Annotated in this window: 15 protein-coding genes; 1 reads left to right on the plus strand and 14 read right to left on the minus strand. The window is 66.8% G+C overall.

All coding sequences use genetic code 11. The annotated features are described in order from the left end of the window. Positions 1–34 precede the first annotated feature (34 nt). The 5 genes from AAC050_RS00295 to AAC050_RS00315 all read right to left on the minus strand — a co-directional run bounded on the left by AAC050_RS00295 (position 35) and on the right by AAC050_RS00315 (position 4093). A complete protein-coding gene (locus AAC050_RS00295) occupies positions 35–1435 on the minus strand; it encodes a HAMP domain-containing sensor histidine kinase (protein ID WP_339913056.1) in 1401 nt (466 codons plus the stop codon). Beyond that, positions 1422–2099, minus strand: coding sequence for a winged helix-turn-helix domain-containing protein (locus AAC050_RS00300; protein WP_298745472.1), 678 nt, complete (start codon positions 2097–2099; stop codon positions 1422–1424). Before AAC050_RS00300 ends, AAC050_RS00295 begins: the two co-directional genes overlap by 14 nt. 63 nt (positions 2100–2162) lie before the next feature. Further along, a complete protein-coding gene (locus AAC050_RS00305) occupies positions 2163–2522 on the minus strand; it encodes a PepSY domain-containing protein (RefSeq protein WP_298745473.1) in 360 nt (119 codons plus the stop codon). A 133-nt stretch (positions 2523–2655) separates the two neighbouring features. Next, a complete protein-coding gene (locus AAC050_RS00310) occupies positions 2656–3222 on the minus strand; it encodes a cytochrome b/b6 domain-containing protein (RefSeq protein WP_339913057.1) in 567 nt (188 codons plus the stop codon). A gap of 595 nt (positions 3223–3817) precedes the next feature. Then, positions 3818–4093, minus strand: coding sequence for a metal/formaldehyde-sensitive transcriptional repressor (locus tag AAC050_RS00315; RefSeq protein ID WP_339913058.1), 276 nt, complete (start codon positions 4091–4093; stop codon positions 3818–3820). Between the two features lie 105 nt (positions 4094–4198). On the opposite strand from AAC050_RS00315, the gene AAC050_RS00320 reads away from it, so the two are divergent. Continuing rightward, positions 4199–5527 carry an MFS transporter gene (locus AAC050_RS00320; protein ID WP_339913059.1) on the plus strand — a complete coding sequence of 443 codons (1329 nt, stop codon included), beginning with the start codon at positions 4199–4201 and terminating at the stop codon, positions 5525–5527. Positions 5528–5539: 12 nt separating this feature from the next. Here AAC050_RS00320 and AAC050_RS00325 read toward each other — a convergent pair whose 3' ends face one another. The 9 genes from AAC050_RS00325 to AAC050_RS00365 all read right to left on the minus strand — a co-directional run bounded on the left by AAC050_RS00325 (position 5540) and on the right by AAC050_RS00365 (position 17148). Beyond that, the gene (locus AAC050_RS00325; RefSeq protein WP_339913060.1) at positions 5540–6157 is read right to left on the minus strand and encodes a transmembrane anchor protein; all 618 of its coding nucleotides are present in this window, start codon (positions 6155–6157) and stop codon (positions 5540–5542) included. Between the two features lie 13 nt (positions 6158–6170). Next, entirely contained in the window at positions 6171–6902 is a 732-nt protein-coding gene (locus AAC050_RS00330) for a HupE/UreJ family protein (protein WP_304929947.1), read from the minus strand. A gap of 44 nt (positions 6903–6946) precedes the next feature. Next, entirely contained in the window at positions 6947–10135 is a 3189-nt protein-coding gene (locus AAC050_RS00335) for a CusA/CzcA family heavy metal efflux RND transporter (protein WP_339913061.1), read from the minus strand. A gap of 14 nt (positions 10136–10149) precedes the next feature. Continuing rightward, positions 10150–11406 (minus strand): HlyD family efflux transporter periplasmic adaptor subunit, encoded by a 1257-nt coding sequence (locus tag AAC050_RS00340; RefSeq protein WP_339913062.1) that lies wholly within the window; start codon positions 11404–11406, stop codon positions 10150–10152. Next, complete coding sequence (locus AAC050_RS00345; RefSeq protein ID WP_339913063.1) at positions 11403–12584, minus strand: TolC family protein; 1182 nt, start codon at positions 12582–12584, stop codon at positions 11403–11405. The genes AAC050_RS00340 and AAC050_RS00345 overlap by 4 nt, the downstream gene beginning before the upstream one ends. Positions 12585–12766: 182 nt before the next feature. Continuing rightward, the gene (locus tag AAC050_RS00350; protein ID WP_339913064.1) at positions 12767–13195 is read right to left on the minus strand and encodes a hypothetical protein; all 429 of its coding nucleotides are present in this window, start codon (positions 13193–13195) and stop codon (positions 12767–12769) included. A gap of 152 nt (positions 13196–13347) precedes the next feature. After that, positions 13348–14649, minus strand: coding sequence for a HipA domain-containing protein (locus tag AAC050_RS00355; protein WP_339913065.1), 1302 nt, complete (start codon positions 14647–14649; stop codon positions 13348–13350). Continuing rightward, the gene (locus tag AAC050_RS00360; protein ID WP_300443846.1) at positions 14646–14999 is read right to left on the minus strand and encodes a helix-turn-helix transcriptional regulator; all 354 of its coding nucleotides are present in this window, start codon (positions 14997–14999) and stop codon (positions 14646–14648) included. Before AAC050_RS00360 ends, AAC050_RS00355 begins: the two co-directional genes overlap by 4 nt. Before the next feature lie 217 nt (positions 15000–15216). Next, positions 15217–17148, minus strand: a complete 1932-nt coding sequence (locus tag AAC050_RS00365) for an FTR1 family protein (RefSeq protein ID WP_339913066.1) — start codon at positions 17146–17148, stop codon at positions 15217–15219. Positions 17149–17161 lie beyond the last annotated feature (13 nt).

A 17161-nucleotide genomic window follows, 5' to 3' on the forward strand; every position in this document is an offset into this window, starting at 1 on the left:
GGTCCGGCGCCGACGGGTCCGGCTCGGCAATCCATCATGGTTCCGATCCGCTACCGGCACTGTCGACTTCTCCGGCTGCGAGGAAGTTCAGCCTGACGCTCAGCCCCGGGCGATTCGAGCCCAGCACGAGATCCGCGTTGTGGAGCGAGGCGATCGCGGCCACCAGGGCGAGCCCCAGGCCTGCACCCGGGGAGTGGCGGCTGTGGTCGAGGCGGTAGAAACGACGCGTTACCCTGGACACCGCCTCGTCCGGAATCCCGGCCCCCGTATCCCGGACACAGAGAACGGTCCTAGACCCGTCGTCATGCACCTCCAGGATGATGTGAACGGGCTCGTCGGCATGGACGATGGCGTTTTCCACCAGATTGGACAGCATCTGGATAAGCAAATCCTCATCGCCGAGGATCAGCCTTTTGCTGTCGGCCAGAAGCGCCATGGTGTGACCGGCCTCGTCGGCGACAGGCTGATAGGCGTCAAAAACCCGCCGGATCAGGGCTGACGCATCCACGGGCACGAAGGCCTCACGTCCCGCGCCCGCCTCGATCTGGGCGATGCGAAGCAGGGCTGCGAAAATGTCCAGCGCGCCGTCGAGGTCGGTCAGGGCGTGGTCGATCGCCTCATGCAGACCTTGGACCGTCCCGGACCGGGCGCGGGACTGTTCCAGTCTCTGGCGCATCCGGTTGAGGGGCGTTCTGAGATCATGAGCGATGTCGGAGGATACATGCCGCATCGCCTCCATGGATGCCTCCAGCCGCTCCAGCATGCGATTGAGATTGTCCCGCAATGCCGCGAACTCAGAGCCCAGGCCGATCGGAGGCAGCCGTTCGCTCAGATGGCCCTGCATGATCCTCGCCGTGGCGGTGTTCACTCGCTCAAGACGCCGGGCCAGGATGAGGCCCGCCGTCAGGCCGCCCAGGGCGGCGAGAACCGCCATGCCCGCGGATCCCCAGAGCGCGATCTGCGCCATCCATTCCTGCAGTTCGTGCACCGCATAGGTCGTCTTGCCGACCACCAGACTTCCGTCAGGCAGGGGCGTCGCGAGGGTGCGGACCAGAATCGGTTCGTCGGCGCCCGCGCCGCCGTCAGTCGGCGCTGGCATGGCCACCTGGCCCAGACCGGGGCCTTGCGGGGCCTCGAGCGGAAGCTCGCCGGCCAGACGGCGACCGTTCCGGTCAAATAGGGCGTAGGAAAAAGGGCTGCCGAGCCGCGTGCGCGAGGAGACCCGGCGCTCCAGGCCGGGAAGATCCGAAGCCGCCTGGTCGGCGAGCAGAACCCGGCTCTCGACGCGCAGATCCTCTTCAATCGAGGCGTTGGCGTAACCGGTGACCGCCCACTGGAACGCGCCGAACATCAGGGCGCCGCCCAGGGCGAAGATCACGGCGAAGGCGGTCGCGAGACGAAGCGCGGAGGAGGCGAGGAACCTAGGCGCGGTCATCGATCATATACCCCGCGCCTCGAACCGTGTGGATGAGGTCGTGACCGAACGGTCGATCGACCTTGGCTCTCAGGCGACTCATATGGGCGTCGACAAGATTGGTCCTGGGATCGAAATGAAACCCCCAGACCTTGTCCAGGAGCATGGCGCGGGTGACGACCTGACCACTGTGCCGGGCGAGAAACTCCAGCAGTTTGAATTCCTGGGGTGTGAGATCGAGCCGGGTCGTACCCCGTCGGGCAGTCCGTGCGCCGAGGTCGAGCTGGAGGTCACCCACGTCGATACATGTTCTCAGATCCAGGACCGGCGACCGTCGGCCGAGCGCCTGGACCCGGGCCAGAAGTTCACTGAAGGCATAGGGTTTGACCAGATAGTCATCTCCCCCGGACTCAAAGCCCTCGACCCTGTCCCTGACACCGCCGACGGCAGTGAGAAAGATAACCGGCGTGGACTTGCCCGCCTCGCGGACCGCACGGACGACGGACAGGCCGTCACCGCCCGGCACCATCCGGTCGATGATCAGCACGTCGTGCGCGCCTTCGAGCGCCAGATGCAGTCCGTCGTCGGCGGTTACCGCGATGTCGACCGTGTGACCGGCCTCGGCGAGCCCGCGGGTCACGAACTCGGCGGTCTCGGCATCGTCTTCAAGAAGCAGGAGTTTCATTCTGGCGTCCCGGCAAGGGAGACGCCGCCCCCGTGTCGGGGGCGGCGTGGCGATCAGGTGTAGTCAGTCGTTGTCCTCGGGGCCTTCATTGGCTTCGTCGGCCTCTTCGGCGACCGCGCTGACGCCGCCGCTGGTCATGTCGACGGCATAGGTCGCCACCCGGTCGCCGCTGGCGACCTCGACTTCCCACTTTCCGCCGCTCTCATCGTCGAACGAGGCCTCCATGGCCTTGCCCGAACCCTGGCGTTCCGCGATCGCGACCGCCTGGGCCAGCGAAACGCGCGCGCCGTTGACGGCGGCGATCTCGGTCCGTTCATCCGGCCCGGTCGCGCCGGGATTGGCGGCGATCGCCGCGCCGCCGACGGCCGCGGCCGAGATGAGGGCCGCCGCAGAGAGGCCGAGAACAAGGGATTTGCGGGTCATACTGGTCTCCATCCACCCCAAGCGGGTGCGAAAGTGACTCTAGCCACCTCAACCTTCGCCAACGCTCTCGGCCACATTACAAAGGCGCAAGCCGTCCGCGCCGTCGGTCGCCGGGAAGGAGCTTCCGCAAGGATCACGACGCCGACCAGAACATTTTGCGGACCAGGCGGTGCCCGGCCAGTTCGTGGAGCACGGCGAGGCCGGCGTGGCCGACGAGATAGGCCCAGACCAGTTTGGAGAACAGCTCATGGATGCCGAGACCCGTCGCTCGCACGGGTTCGGGGAGCACGGTCAGGAGGGTCAGCGCTCCGGTGACCGCCATGACGCTGATGACGATCAAGCCCAGTCCGTGAATCGCATGCGCGAATGGATGAGTGCCCTCAGCGGGCAACCGGCCATGACGCCATTCCGAGACATGGAGCCGGAAGTCGCGCCAGACGGTTAGGGTCGCCTCCGGAGAGAACCACGGCACCAGCAGGTGGAACGGCACTTCGCCCCGGCGCACCAGGGTCCACAGCCAGTAGGCCGCGAGCAGGCCGAAACTGGTCAGGCCGACCCACTCGTGGAGCTCGAATGCGAAATTCTCCGGTCGACCCGGCTTGGGCGCGATCATGAAGTTGATGATCACCAACTGGTGGATCACCGCCACGGCCAGGAGTCCGTGCAGGATTTTCGTCAGCAGGCTTCGATTGGCGGACATTGAGCGGATCTTCCGGAGATAAGGTCAACAGTCTTCGGAGCGCCGGCATGGCCCCCTGATCTGTATTACGCGGCGTATTCGGCGATCCCTCGGGACCGCTCTACTTCAAAAATGAGAAGCATTATCGATTCGGCGTGTACTGGCCGTTCGACAACAGCGCTTCCGCCGGGCCAGAGGCATCGGCACCGGCACCGTTCCGATCCCGAACCGTTCAGCCGTCGCCATCAGTGAAACCCGGTCCGGCATGGTCATTGATCCTTGAGCCGCCGCAGGCGTCGGGTCAGCTCCCTGAGGAGGAGCTGACGGGTACGCGGCGGCATCTTTCGCCAGGATCGGACTTCGGGGACCGAACGACCGCAGCCCACGCACCAGCCGGTGCGACCATCGAAGCGGCAGACGTCGGTGCAGGGAGAATCGGAACTCACGGCCTCGTCTCCGGGCGCCGGTCGCTGATCCCGGCCGAGCCGGGCTCACGCGGCCCGGCTTCCGCGAGTGGGGGCCGGTTCGTATCCAGGGTCGAACCGATACCGGATCCTGCATCCCGGTTTGCCCGCCAGCCGGTATCCTCGGAGCGTGTCCTGCTCATGCGCCTGGCCTAGCTGGAATAGCGGCGGATAATGGCGATCAGCTCGTCGGTGCCGATCAGGCGGTCATCCTCGCTCAGATCGGGATGGGCGACGTGGTGTCTCAGGTGGTCCTCGATCAATTCATTGAGCAGCCCGCCCATGGCCCCGCGCGCCGCCGCGACCTGCTGGAGAACCTGCGAACAATCCGTTTCGGTCTCGATTGCCCTCTCGATCGCAGCCAACTGACCGGCGATGCGTCGGATGCGCGCCACGAGTTTTTTCTTGCCGGTGACCGTATGTCCCATGGTTACTCCCCTATAGTATATCGCGACGGCATGCGAGACTGGGCAAAGGGGTGCCGTCCTCCGGGATCGTCCAGGAACTCAGTGGCGTCCCAAGGTGACCCTTCGATGTTTTCTCCGCTTCGTCACGCCCCCTACCGGCACCTCTTCATGGCCCAGGTCTCGGCCCTGCTGGGAACGGGGATGGCGACCGTCGCGCTCGGGCTGCTGGCCCACGATCTGGCGGGGGCGAGTGCCGGGGAAATCTTGGGCGCGGCCCTGTCGATCAAGATGGTCGCCTACATCGGGGTGGCACCATTCGCGAGCGCCCTGGCGGCGAGACTGCCCAGAAAAATCCTGCTGGTGTCGCTCGACATCGTTCGAGCCGGCGTCGCGGTCAGCCTGCCGTTCGTCGGCGAAGCCTGGCAGATATATGCCTTGATGACTGTGCTCTATGTCGCCTCGGCCGCCTTCACCCCGGCCTTCCAGGCCATGATCCCCGACCTGCTCCCGGACGAGGCTGAATACACCAAGGCGCTGTCGCTCTCGCGGCTGGCAGCCGATCTGGAGAGCGTCGCCAGCCCCGTGCTGGCGGCCCTGCTGCTGGCGGTGATGAGCTACAACAATCTGTTCGCGGGGACGGCGGTCGGTTTCGTCGTTTCCGCACTGTTCGTCGTCAGCGCGGTCTTGCCGGCGCTGAGCACGGCCCAGCCCCGGCCCTTCCTGCAACGTCTGACCGGCGGCATCCGCTTGTTCGCTCTGACGCCGCGCCTTCGAGGTCTGCTGGCGATCAGTCTGGCCACGGCGGCGGGCGGGGCGATGGTGTTCGTCAACACCGTGGTCCTGGTCCAGTCGCGCTTCGCCTTGTCGGAACAGGCGACGGCCTGGGCGCTGGCGGCGTTCGGCGGTGGATCGATGACGGCGGCGGTGATCCTGCCGCGTCTGCTGGATCGGCTTTCGGACCGGTCCGCTATGGTGCTGGGGGCCGCCCTGATGACGCTGGTGCTGCTGGCGGGTCCGTGGATCGCGGTCAGCTATCCGGCCTTGCTGGCGCTGTGGGTGGCCATGGGCTTCGGCTATTCGCTGACGATCACGCCGGCCGGTCGGGCGCTGCGGCGATCATCCAACGCCGCTGATCGGCCCTCGCTGTTCGCGGCCCAGTTCGCCCTGTCGCACGGCTGCTGGCTGATCGCCTATCCGGTAGCGGGTCTGGTCAGTGCGGCGGTTGATCCCGGTGCAGCTTTTCTGGTCCTGGCGGGCCTGTGCGCCTCCGGCACGATCCTAAGTCTGCTGATCTGGCCGGCGCACGATCCGGATTCATTGCCGCACAGTCATGACGACCTCGATCCGGATGATCCGCACCTGCTGGAGGGCCACGCGCTGGACGGCGAAGCGGGCCACGCCCACCCCTACGTCATCGACGAACGGCATAGCCGCTGGCCGACGACGAGGGGATAGGAGCCGCGGAGATCAGACCACGCGCTTGACCTCTGTATAGGCGCCTGTGGTCTGCAGGGTGATCGTCACCGCCTCACCGGTGCGGTTGCGCCAGAACCAGCCGTGACTGCCGGTGAAGGCGGCGGTGAGGTCGCCTTCCTCACGCCGGGACGATCCCTTGCTGTAGCCATGATAGGAGGTCCCGGGTCGGTCGGCGTGGACGTCGAAATTGATCCGCCCGCCGCTGCTTGACCAGACGTAGCGGACGCGAGCGCCTTCCTCCATCACCAGCTTGATCTCGGCACCCTGGTCGGGGGCGAGGGTGAGAACGGTCTCGTCGGTTCGGACCCCGGGCGCAGTCGCCGCGGGCGTGACTGCGGCGGTCGGCGCCGCAGCGACGGCGGGCGGCGTGGCGGCCGGCTGGAGGCCCGCCTCTTCGGCCCTGGCTTCAGCAGCAAGCTGCACCTTGATGCGGCCCATTTCCGTCAGGCCGAGCAGCGATCCGACCCGGGTAGGGTCGGTGCCGTATTCGGCGGGCAGTACGATCGTGACGAGCAGACCGGCGGCGACCACGACGGCCACCGCCGTGGACTTCAACAACTTGCTGGTCGAGGGCAGGTCGGCGGGGTCGGGCTTGTTGGCGTTTTGCATGAGAGGTCTCCGATCAGGTGACGAAGAAGCCGACGAGCTGATAGCCCGCCAGGATGAAACCGAGGGTCATGAGGACGACATTGGCGGCATAGGCATGACGCCAGAAGCCGGTCGTCTTCCGCCAGAAACCCATGACGATGAGGATGGCGCCCAGGGCCAGAAGCTGGCCGGCCTCGACCCCGATGTTGAAGGCGATCAGGTTGCCGATCAGTCCGTCGGATGACAGCTGGAAATCCTGCAGCTTGGTCGCCAGGCCGAAGCCGTGGAACAGGCCGAAGATCAGCGTTGCGGCCCTGGTCGAGGGCTGGAAGCCGAACCAGCGTTGATAAGCACCGAGGTTGTCGAGCGCCTTGTAGACGACGGACAGACCGATGATCGCGTCCACCAGGTAGCTGGACACGCTGATGTCGGTCAGCACGCCCAGCAGCAGGGTGGATGAGTGGCCGATGGCGAACAGCGTCACATAGATGCTGATGTCCTTCATCCGGTAGAGGAAGAAGATCACGCCGAACAGGAACAGCAGGTGGTCGTAGCCGGTGACCATGTGCTTGGCCCCGAGATAGACGAACGGCCAGAACAGGAAGCCGGATGTCTCCTGGATATAGCCCTTGTCGCCTTCGGCCACGCCATGGGCCAGGGCCTGGCCCAGGGCTCCGTCGATGAGAAAGAAGAGCAGAATGGCGGCCAGGGCCATTGCGGGTGATTTGAGCCAGGACCAGGGGTCCCGGCGATAGGCAACGGTCATGAGAACCTTTCCGGAGTTCGGGGAGGGTGTGGAGCGGCGGGCGGTCAGAACCGCCTCCGCTTGACGCGGAACGGCAGGTGGTCGAGCCAGGCGGGACGGGGCCGATCCTCGGTCCGGTCGCGACCGTGGACGAGGCTATAGAGCGCCGGGAGCACGAGCAGGGTCAGCAGGGTCGACGAGATGATCCCGCCGATGACCACCGTGGCCAGCGGACGCTGGACCTCGGCCCCGGTGCCGACGTTGAGCGCCATGGGCACGAAGCCCAGGCTGGCGACCAGGGCGGTCATCAGCACAGGCCGCAGACGGGTCAATGCGCCTTCGCGGATAGCCGTGGGGATCGGCTTGCCCTCCTCGATCAGGCCCCGGATGAAGCTGACCATGACCACGCCGTTGAGCACAGCGACCCCGGACAGGGCGATGAAGCCGACGCCCGCCGAGATCGATAGCGGCAGATCACGCATCATCAGGGCGGCCACCCCGCCGGTGAGCGCCAGGGGCACGCCGGAGAAGACGATGGCCGAGTCCTTCCAGGAGCGGAACAGGGCGAACAGCAGGCCGAAGATCAGCAGCAGCACAGCCGGCACCACGACCTGAAGCCGTTTCGCCGCCGAGATGAGCTGTTCGAACGTACCGCCATAGGTGACCCAGTAGCCGGCGGGGATCGTCACCTCGGTCTCGACCCGCTCCTGCACTTCCCCGATGAAGGAGCCCAGGTCTCGATCGCGCACGTTGGAGGTGACCACGATCCGTCGCTTGCCGTTCTCGCGACTGATCTGGTTGGGACCGACCGTAAGCTCTATCGTCGCCACCTCGGCCAGGGGCACGAACTGACGCGCCTGTCCCTCGCTCGCCGGCAGGGGTATCTGCAGGCGACCGATCGCATCGGTGTTGGATCGCAGCGCTTCGGGCAGGCGGACGACGACGTCGAAACGCCGGTCACCCTCGAAAATCTGCCCCGCCGTGGTGCCGCCCATCGAGGTGGAGATGACCGACTGGACGTCGTTGACGCTCAAACCCAGTCGCGCCATGGCAGCCCGGTTGGGTGTGATCTGGAGCACCGGCAGACCCGTGACCTGTTCGGTCTGGGGATCGGCCGCGCCATCCACGCCGGCGACGATGCCTTCGATCTCGGCGCCGAGCCTGAGCAGTTCGTTCAGATCGTCGCCGAACACCTTGATGGCGACGTCGGCGCGCACGCCCGAGAGCAGTTCGTTGAACCGCATCTGGATCGGCTGGGTGAACTCGTATTTGCTGCCGGGGATTTCGTTCACGGCGGCTTCCATCTCCTCGACAAGCTGACCGCGCGGCTTTCTCGGATCGGGCCAGTCGGAGCGGTCCTTCAGCATGATGAAGGTGTCGGCGACCGAAGGCGGCACCGGGTCGGTGGCGACTTCGGCAGTGCCGATCTTGGCCACGACCCGCTCGACCTCCGGGAAGGCGGCGATGCGGGCCTCCAGCGCGGTCTGCATCTGGATGGCCTGGCTCAGGCTGGTGCCGGGGATGCGCAGCGCGTGCATGGCGATGTCGCCTTCGTCGAGATTGGGCACGAACTCCGAACCCATTCGCGACGCCCCGAAGCCCGCAAGCAACACAAGCGCCACGGCGATGCCGATCATCAGACCCCGTGTCTTCAGCGCGAAGTCCAGCGCCGGCTGATAGCCGACCCGGGCCCAGCGCATCACGAAGCTGTCCTTTTCCTCCACCTTGCCGGTGACGAACATCGCGACCGCGGCCGGCACAAAGGACAGCGACAGGACGAGGGCGGCGGTCAGGGCGATGACGACGGTGATCGCCATCGGGTGGAACATCTTTCCTTCAACCCCCGTCAGGCCGAAAATCGGCACATAGACGAGGGTGATGATCAGGATCCCGAACAGCGACGGCCGGATCACCTCGCTGGAGGCCGAGGCCGCCAGATCAAAACGTTCTTCCCGGGTCAGGATGCGGCCCAGGCGGTGCTGGGCCTCGCCGAAGCGGCGCAGGCAGTTCTCCACGATGATGACGGCGCCGTCGACGATCAGGCCGAAGTCGAGCGCGCCGAGGCTCATCAGATTGCCCGAGGTGCCGGTCCGCACCATGCCGGTGATGGTCATCAGCATGGTGATCGGGATGACCGCCGCCGTGATCAGGGCGGCGCGGATGTTTCCGAGGAGCAGGAACAGCACGACGACGACCAGCAGGGCCCCTTCCAGCAGATTCTTCTCGACTGTGTGGATGGCGCGATCGACCAGGTCCGTCCGGTCATAGACCGGCGATGCGGTCACCCCGTCGGGTAGCGCGCGCGCCGCCTCCTTGAGGCTGACGGCGGCGGCCCGGGCCACCACGCGGCTGTTCTCGCCTGCCAGCATCAAGACCGTGGCGAGCACGGTCTCCTTGCCGTCTTCGGTCGCGGCGCCGGTGCGCAATTCTTCGCCCATGCCCACGTCCGCGACATCGGCGATCCGGATCGGAACCCCGCCCCGCGTGGCGATGACGACACTGCCGAGATCCTCGGTCGTCGAAGCCTGGCCCGGCACGCGGATCAGATACTGCTCACCGTAGCGCTCGACATAGCCGGCCCCGACGTTGGCGTTGTTGTTGTTCAGCGCATCAACGACTTCGGCCATGGTCACGCCATAGGCCGACAGCCGCTCGGGCTGCGGCGTCACATGATACTGGCGCTCGTAACCGCCGATCGTATTGACCTCGGTGACGCCCCTGGTGTTTCGCAACTGGGGCCGGATCACCCAGTCCTGCAGGGTTCTCAAATCCTCGGTCGTATAGGGCTGGCCGTCCGGGCGACGGGCGTCCGGCGCGGCGTCGATCGTATACATGAAGATCTCGCCGAGGCCCGTGGCGATCGGGCCGAGTTCGGGCGTAATGCCGGGGGGGAGCTGGCTGAGCGCGTTCTGCAGCCGCTCGTTGACCAGTTGGCGCGCGAAATAGATGTCGGTGCCGTCGTCGAAGATGACGGTGACCTGGCTCAGCCCGTAGCGTGAGACCGAGCGGGTGTATTGCAGGCCCGGCACGCCCGCCACCGCCGTCTCGACGGGGAAGGTGATGCGTTGTTCGGCCTCCAGCGGCGAATAGCCGGGCGCTTCGGTGTTGATCTGGATCTGGACGTTGGTGATGTCCGGCGTCGCGTCGATAGGCAGGCGCTGGAAGCTCCAGACGCCGACCGCGCAGGCCAGAAGGACGAGCGCCATGACGACCCAGCGGAACCGGATCGACAGCGCGATGATGCGTTCAAGCATGATGGTCGCGCCCCCTAGTGGTCATGGCTCGCGCCGGACTTGTCGATGTCCGCGCGAATGAGGAAGGCACCGTCGACGACGTATTCGGTTCCGGGCTCAAGCCCGCCGAGGACCTCGGTCCATTCGTCGGTTCGACGCCCCAGTTCGAGCATCCGCACCTCATAGGTGTTGCCGACCCTGGCGTAGACGACCTGGAAATCCCGGAACGGCTGGATGGCCTTGGTCTGGACCGCCAGCGGCACCTCGCCCTGACCGACCTGGACCGTCCCGCTGACCCCCAGACCCGGCCGCCAGACGCCGCCCTGGTAGGGCAGGGCGACGTGGGCGACCAGTGTCTGGCTCATGGGGTCGCTGGACGGTAGCACGGCCTCGATCACGCCGAGCGCGCGGTGATCCCCGGCCAGGCTGGTGACCTCGACGCGCTGACCGACCCGGACGCGCTCGGCGTCGCGGGGATAGAGGAAGAACTCGGCGTGCAGACGGGTCGGATCGCCGATGGTCAGCATCGGCTCGCCATTGCCGGTAATGGCGCCGGGGTTGGCATTCTTGGCGGTGATCATCCCCGAAATCGGGGCCGTGACGGAATAGGTCTGCAGGCTTTCGCTGGATTCGACCCGGGCGAGGACCTGTCCACGCCGGACGCGATCGCCGAGCTGGACCGACATGGTCATGACGCGACCGGGATAGCGGGCATGGACCTCGCTCTGGCCCTCCGGCGTGATCTCGACCCGGCCGCTCAAGGGCAGGCTTTCGCCCAGGACTGCTCCGCCGGCTCTCTGGGTGGTTACGCCGCCCGCCCGGGCGGCATCGGCGGTGATGGTCGTGCGCCCTTCATAGGACTCATAACTCCAGCGGTGCTGGCGTCCGGCATGGGCGGCGGCGACTGTCACATCGAAGGAGTGGGGCTCGAAGACCACGCCCGGGGCCGCGAGGTAGTCGTTCTCGGCGGCGAAGACGAACCGGTTGGTCTTGGGACCCAGTCGACCCAGGGTGATGCTGGCCTGGACCTGGCGCGGGTCCAGGGGCTTGTTCTTGAAAAAGGGATAGAGCCGGAACAGTGGCTCCGGGCCATCTTCGTAGATGGTGACTTCCAGCGCGAAATCGCCGTCGCGCAGCATGCGGCCATTGTGTGGGCCACGCTCATAGTCGCCGGCGGCGACTTCGCCTCCGGCCTTTTCCGGGGATCCGCCCTGACCGCAGGCCGAGACCGCGACTGCAAGGGCGAACAGGGTGGCGGCGATAGCGCGCCGCGATGGGCTGTAACGGATCATGTGCGGGTCTCCAGGCCGAGCAGGTCGGCATGCGCGCCGGTCAGCCGATCAAGGCGGGCGCGATCAATGTGAAACTGTTTGAGAACGGCGACGCGCCGAGCCCGGGTCGCAAGCAGCGCGGTCTGGGCGGAGATCACGTCGTTGTAGGTGAAGCCGCCGCGCGCGAAGCCCTGACGAACGAGTGTGACCGCGCGTTCGGCCTGGGGCAGGGTTTCCTCGGCAATGCGACGCGCTTCGAGCGCCCGCGACGCCAGGAGCACCTGAAGCCGCGCGATCTCGCGCTCCCTTTCCTGCCGGAGCGCCGCCATATCGGCCTCTGCGGCAACACCTTCGAACCTGGCCCGCGCGATGGCCCCCTCGTTGCGGTCAAAACGGCCGAGAGGAATGGACCCGCCGACCACGAGTCCAAGGTCCTGGCCTTCCCAGAAATGGCGGATGCCGACACTGACTGTGGCGTCCGGGGTGGCGCGCGCCTGTTCGACCCGGACTCTGGCCCGGGAAACGTCGCGCTGTGCGGACAGAACCGCGAGATCGATTTCAGAGACCGGACCGGCGACTTCACGCGCGGCACTGGTGTCCTCGAAACCGGCAGGATCGAGCGAGAAGTCGGGGGCTCCGATCCAGAAGCGACCCAGTGTTGCGCGAGCGAGGCGCGCCTGAATCCCGGCCTGGTCAAAATCGATCTGGGCCTGCGCCAGTTCGGCCTCGGCGCGGGCCCCTGCGAACAGGGGATCGCGCGCCATGTTCACTCGCCGCTGCACCTCCGTCTGAAAGCGTTCGGCCAGATCCAGACGTTCGCGGGCGATTTCGAGTTCGGCCTGGGCCGCAAGGGCGTCGGTCCATGCACGCTGCACCTGCTCGAGCCGGTCCAGTCTCCGAATGGCGTCCTCGGCCTGAACCACGGCCGCTTCACCCCGGGCAAGGGTGACGCGCGCCGGCCGGTCGCCGCCCCGTTCGAACCGCTGCTCGTAGGACAGGGTCGTCTCGGTCCGGTCGATGATGTTGCCCCCGCCGAGCGTCGGCAGGTTTTCAACCATCAGCCCCAGTGTGGGATTGGGGCGGACATCGGCCTGACGCACAGCGGCGTCGCCAGCGCGGGCGCGAGCTTCTCCGCCGGGTAGGGCGGGATCCACCTCGGCAGCACGGGCCAGCGCCCGTTCCAGGGACAGAGTGGGCAAGACCGGTGTGACGCTTGCGGACTGCTGCGCCATGGCTGGATAAGACGGTAGAACCGCCAGTGAGAGCGCCAGCGCCGAAACGGTCGCAATACGCGCCCACGATCCGGCAGAGCCGGCATTCGGGGTTTTCAAGGGTATCTCCGGGAAACAGATTGCGCGCGCAGCCGAAAGGCTGCGCAGGTTCAGATGACCGTGCGCTTCCGTTTCGGAGGATATTCGGGGCCGTCGCCGTCGTGGTTCGGCCGCGACGGGTCGCCGGCGGACCAACGCTGACCCGTGGCCGATCGAAGGATCGCCTTCACACCGTGACCGGCTTCCGGGACGGCGTTCGGGCTGTCGCCGGTCGCGGCGTGGTGATGACCCGTGGGTCGGGTCTCGCCGGTTTCCGGATCTTCGGCCGCGCCCGTGTCGGTCCCGGTCGCGGGTTCGGGCGCGACATGGACATGAAGCGGGTCGTGGTCCGCATCGAACCCGCTGCCGGGGGAGGCGATCGGCGGCCAGTCGAACGTATGGGCGACTCGATGGCCGGTCTGCGACGCGCCATAGAGGCTCGTCACCGCCATCAAGGCGGCGCAAAAGCTCACGCAGAGGGTGCGAAACAATCGGGACAATCGGGGCTCCTGCTTCGGGCCATAAAGTGCGTCGCCGGGCGTGGCAACGGCCAAGATGACGCGGCCTGGCCCGGTGCCCGGGGCGCAGGGCGGTCGGGGTCCGATCCCCCGATCTCTCGTCCGTCGCCACCGCCGCGCAGGGCGCCGCGGGTCTAGAGGACCGTCCGGAGTGAGGGATCGATGGATTTGCGCCAGTCCTCGCCAACCCGGGCGGCGTCGGCGAATTCGGGCCAGCGAGCCACGGCGTCGCGAACTTTCTGTACGATCGCGCGCGCCCGGCGGGCGTTGATCGACGCGACGCGGGCGCTGGCGTCGAAGTCGTCCAGGGTGAAGCCGTCGCGTTTGCCGTTCATCGACATCTGGTGGCGCGCCGTCCAATCGCCCGCCGGATTGTAGCTCCAGGTGATGTCGAAGGCCGGCGACAGGCTCCAGGTGCCGGCCCTGTCCATCAGGAAGGCGATATTCTTGACGTGATCGTCCTGGTTTCGGGCGACGATGTTGAAGGCCATGCGCCGAAATTGCTCTTCGAGCGCCTCCATCGACAGCCCGAGACGACGCATGACGAACAGCGCCTGTTCGTACGAATAGGCGTTCTGGTCGTTGAAATCGAAATGGGCGAGGGCGGCCAGGGACTGCATATGCAGCTTGCCGCCGCCGGGAAGGCGGTCGAACCGCCTGGTCATGAAATGCCGCCGGCCGCCTTCTTCGAGCAGACGGCATTCGGCCACCTGGACCCCGGCTGCGGCGGCCATCCGGGAATAGGCGTATTCGACCGCCCCATAGCCTTGCGGATCGGTCAGCTCCTTGTCCTTGTTGCCCCTCACGCCATCGAATTTCAGCAGCCAGTAGTCGAAGCCGTCGCCGGCCTCGACCTGGCCTGAGCGGACTTCATTGGTTTCGGCGTTCCAGGCAATGACCGCCTTGGCGCGGGCGCCGCCGGCTGAGGTGCCGACCCGCAGGATGTCGCGCAGAGCCTCGGCCTTGGTCTCATCGGCGAATGAGGAGCGCAGGTCGTTGCGATGGGTCAGGACTTCCGATGCCAGCTCGACCAGGGCGTCGAGCTTGATCCGGGTCGCAGCCTTGCGGCGCGGGCCCTTGGCCGGGGCGAACTCCAGGGCGCCCATGCCGCGCTCGCCGGTGTAGCAAAGCCGTTCGACCGCGTTAAAGCTCTCGGGCGTCCGGCCCTGGGTCGCGAGCCAGGCGTCGATCAGCGTGTTGCCGTACTTGTCGGGCAGGGCGTCGGCCAGCATCCCCGGCAGGCCGTGGAAGCTGCGTGGGTTGAGGTCCGGGAAGCTATGGATGTCGGGGCCCAGGGGCATCATCAGCGGCGCCGGCTGGATGCCACTGGTGATGAAGGCGGGCGCATAGGCGAAGGCGGCGACGTCGGCGCCGTCTTCCAGGGACACGGCGCCGATGCGTCTTCCCCACAGACGGACCTCGGCGATGGTCGTCATTGTTCGTCGCCCCAGGTCCAGGGCCTCCCGGCTCCAGCGCCTTCGTCGGGGTCCGGCCGGGCGCGCTGTCGGGTCTTGCCGTGGCGTTCCAGCAGATCGATCGGATTGGGCGGGCTCTGAGGCAGGAGCCGGTCGAGACCGTCCAGCTTGTCCAGGGCCCGAAGGCAGCGCACCAGATTGGCGGACTGGGTCGAGGCCCCGCCCTCGAGGCGCTCGACCGTTCGTTTGGACACTCCTGCGGCTTGAGCGAACTGGGCCTGGGTCATCTGTCGCGCGAGTCGCGCTTCAGCGATCCTGCGGCCAAGCTCCGCGAGGGCTGCGTCATCAGTGGTCAGGCTCGATATCTTCATAATTCGCCACTTTCGGCGAGTAAGGTATCGATACGAAGTTAATTCGTCAATAATGGCGATTTGTGAAAATCCAAATCGCACGACCTAATTCGCCTATTATGACGACTTATATGATGCTTTCTGCTCTAATCGCCAAAAATGACGACTTGCAGGACCGTGGCGCGCAACGGTCTGGCGCTCAGGCCTTAGCCTGAGGACCGTAAACAAGGGGCCGCCTTCAGTGGGGCGGTCGAGCCGTCCTGGGTGACGACGTCCGGGCGAAGCCGATCACAAGGACGGCGATGGTCAGAAGCTGAACGGCCAAGCCCTCGACCGTCGGATAGAGGCCGAGGATCTCGATCCGCGGGATCCAGGCGAGCGGGTGGATATCGAGCCAGCCCGCCTCCTGCAGCGCCGCCACTCCCTTGCCGATGAGAACGACCGACAGGACGGCCATGAGGATCGAGCTCCACGAGAAGAACCGGCCGATCGGCAGGCGTTTGCTGTAGGCCAGCAGCGCCCAGGCGATCACCGCCAGGATCGCCACGGCGGTCAGGGCGCCGGCGAGCATGCCGACATGGCCGCCCTGGCTCCAGATCGCCGCATAGAACAGGATGGTCTCGAACACCTCCCGGTAGACCACGACGAAGGCGAGCAGGAACAGGAACCAGGCCGACCGCCTCGAGAGGGCCCTGGACAGCTTGTCGCGGATATAGGTCTGCCAGGCGTCGGCATGCGACTTGCCGTGCATCCAGATACCGACCGAGACAAGCACAACAGCGGCCAGAAGTGAGCCGAACCCTTCGGTGAGCTCCCGGCTGGCGCCGCTGACGGAGATGAAGAAGGTCGCGGCCGCCCAGGTCGCGCCGCCGGCGACCAGCGCGGCCACCCAGCCGCCGTGGACGTAGGGCAGCACCTCGGGCCGATCGGCCTTCCTGAGGAAGGCGATCATCGCCACCACGATGAGCAGAGCTTCCAGTCCCTCACGCAGCAGAATGGTCAAGGCACCGAGGAAGCTGGCGAGATTGTTCGCCTCCTGAGGCGCGAGCGCCCGCTCGGCCGTGTCAAACAGGGCGTTCAGACGGGCGACCCTCTCCGCGACTTCTTCGGCGGGCGCGCCCTTGCTGATCGAGGCGCGCAACGCGGTCATGGCCGTCTCGATCCGGCGCAGCAGCGCCCCGTCACGGGCGCCGAGCGCGGGCTCCACCGGTTCGAAGCCGTCGAGATAGGCCGACAGCGCCAGGTCCGTGGCGGCCTTGCGGTCGCCGCGATGATAGGCCGCCTCGCTTTCCGCGAGGCGCGTTCGCGCCAGGGTCAGGGTCGCCCCTTCGGGACGCGCCGTCGCCTCGGGGTGACGGCGAAGATAGGCCGTCACCGCACGTGCCTTGGTCTCGCCGATCCGGCTCGCCAGATCCGCCGGCGTGGCCGTGGCGACGGCGGCCAGATCGGGGTAGGCGACGCGGAGCGCCGGGTCGGCCTTCCAGAGGCGCTCGCCTTCGGCGGCTTCGGCGTCAGTGAAGGCGAAGCGGCTGACATAGAAGGCCAGGGCCCAACGATCCTCTGCCGGCAAATGGGCGAAGCTGGCCATCGCCGTCCCGTCTAGCCCCTGGTCGATCACCTGGTAGAGACCGAACACGCTGCGTTGGCGGGCGCGCTCCACGTCGGCGAAAGCGATCGGAGGCGGATCGAGTCCTTCCGCGCCCGCGCCGTCGGCGCGGCCGGTCGCGCCATGACAGACTGCGCACTGTTCGGCATAGAGCGTCGCGCCCTTCGTCAGATCGGGCGGAAATGAGGGTGCCAGCGGGCTCGGATAGGCCGTCAAGACGGCACCGGCCAGGGTTCTGGCCTGATCTCCCACGACCTGCGGGTCGGCCTTGTCGCGGATCGCCGCCTGCAGGGCGACCGCGTCGCGCACCAGGCCGGCCTTGGCCGGATGGGGCGGCAAAGCGTCAAGACGCGTCCGGATCTGGCTGCCAAACTCGACCATCTCGCCGTATTCGGCCGGATTGGTCACCTGGCCGTTCGCCACCGCGCCGGCGTAGTCGACCGAGACGTAGTCGAGCAGCCGCCAGGCGACCTGGGCCTCCGAGGCGGTGGGGAGCTGAGCGAGAGCGGGTGTGGTCAGCCCCAGCGCGAATAGCAGGGCGAGCAGACGGAACAGGGGTTGCATGGGCATGGCCAGT

The sequence above is a fragment of the uncultured Brevundimonas sp. genome (genome assembly GCF_963974615.1).
GTDB lineage: Bacteria > Pseudomonadota > Alphaproteobacteria > Caulobacterales > Caulobacteraceae > Brevundimonas.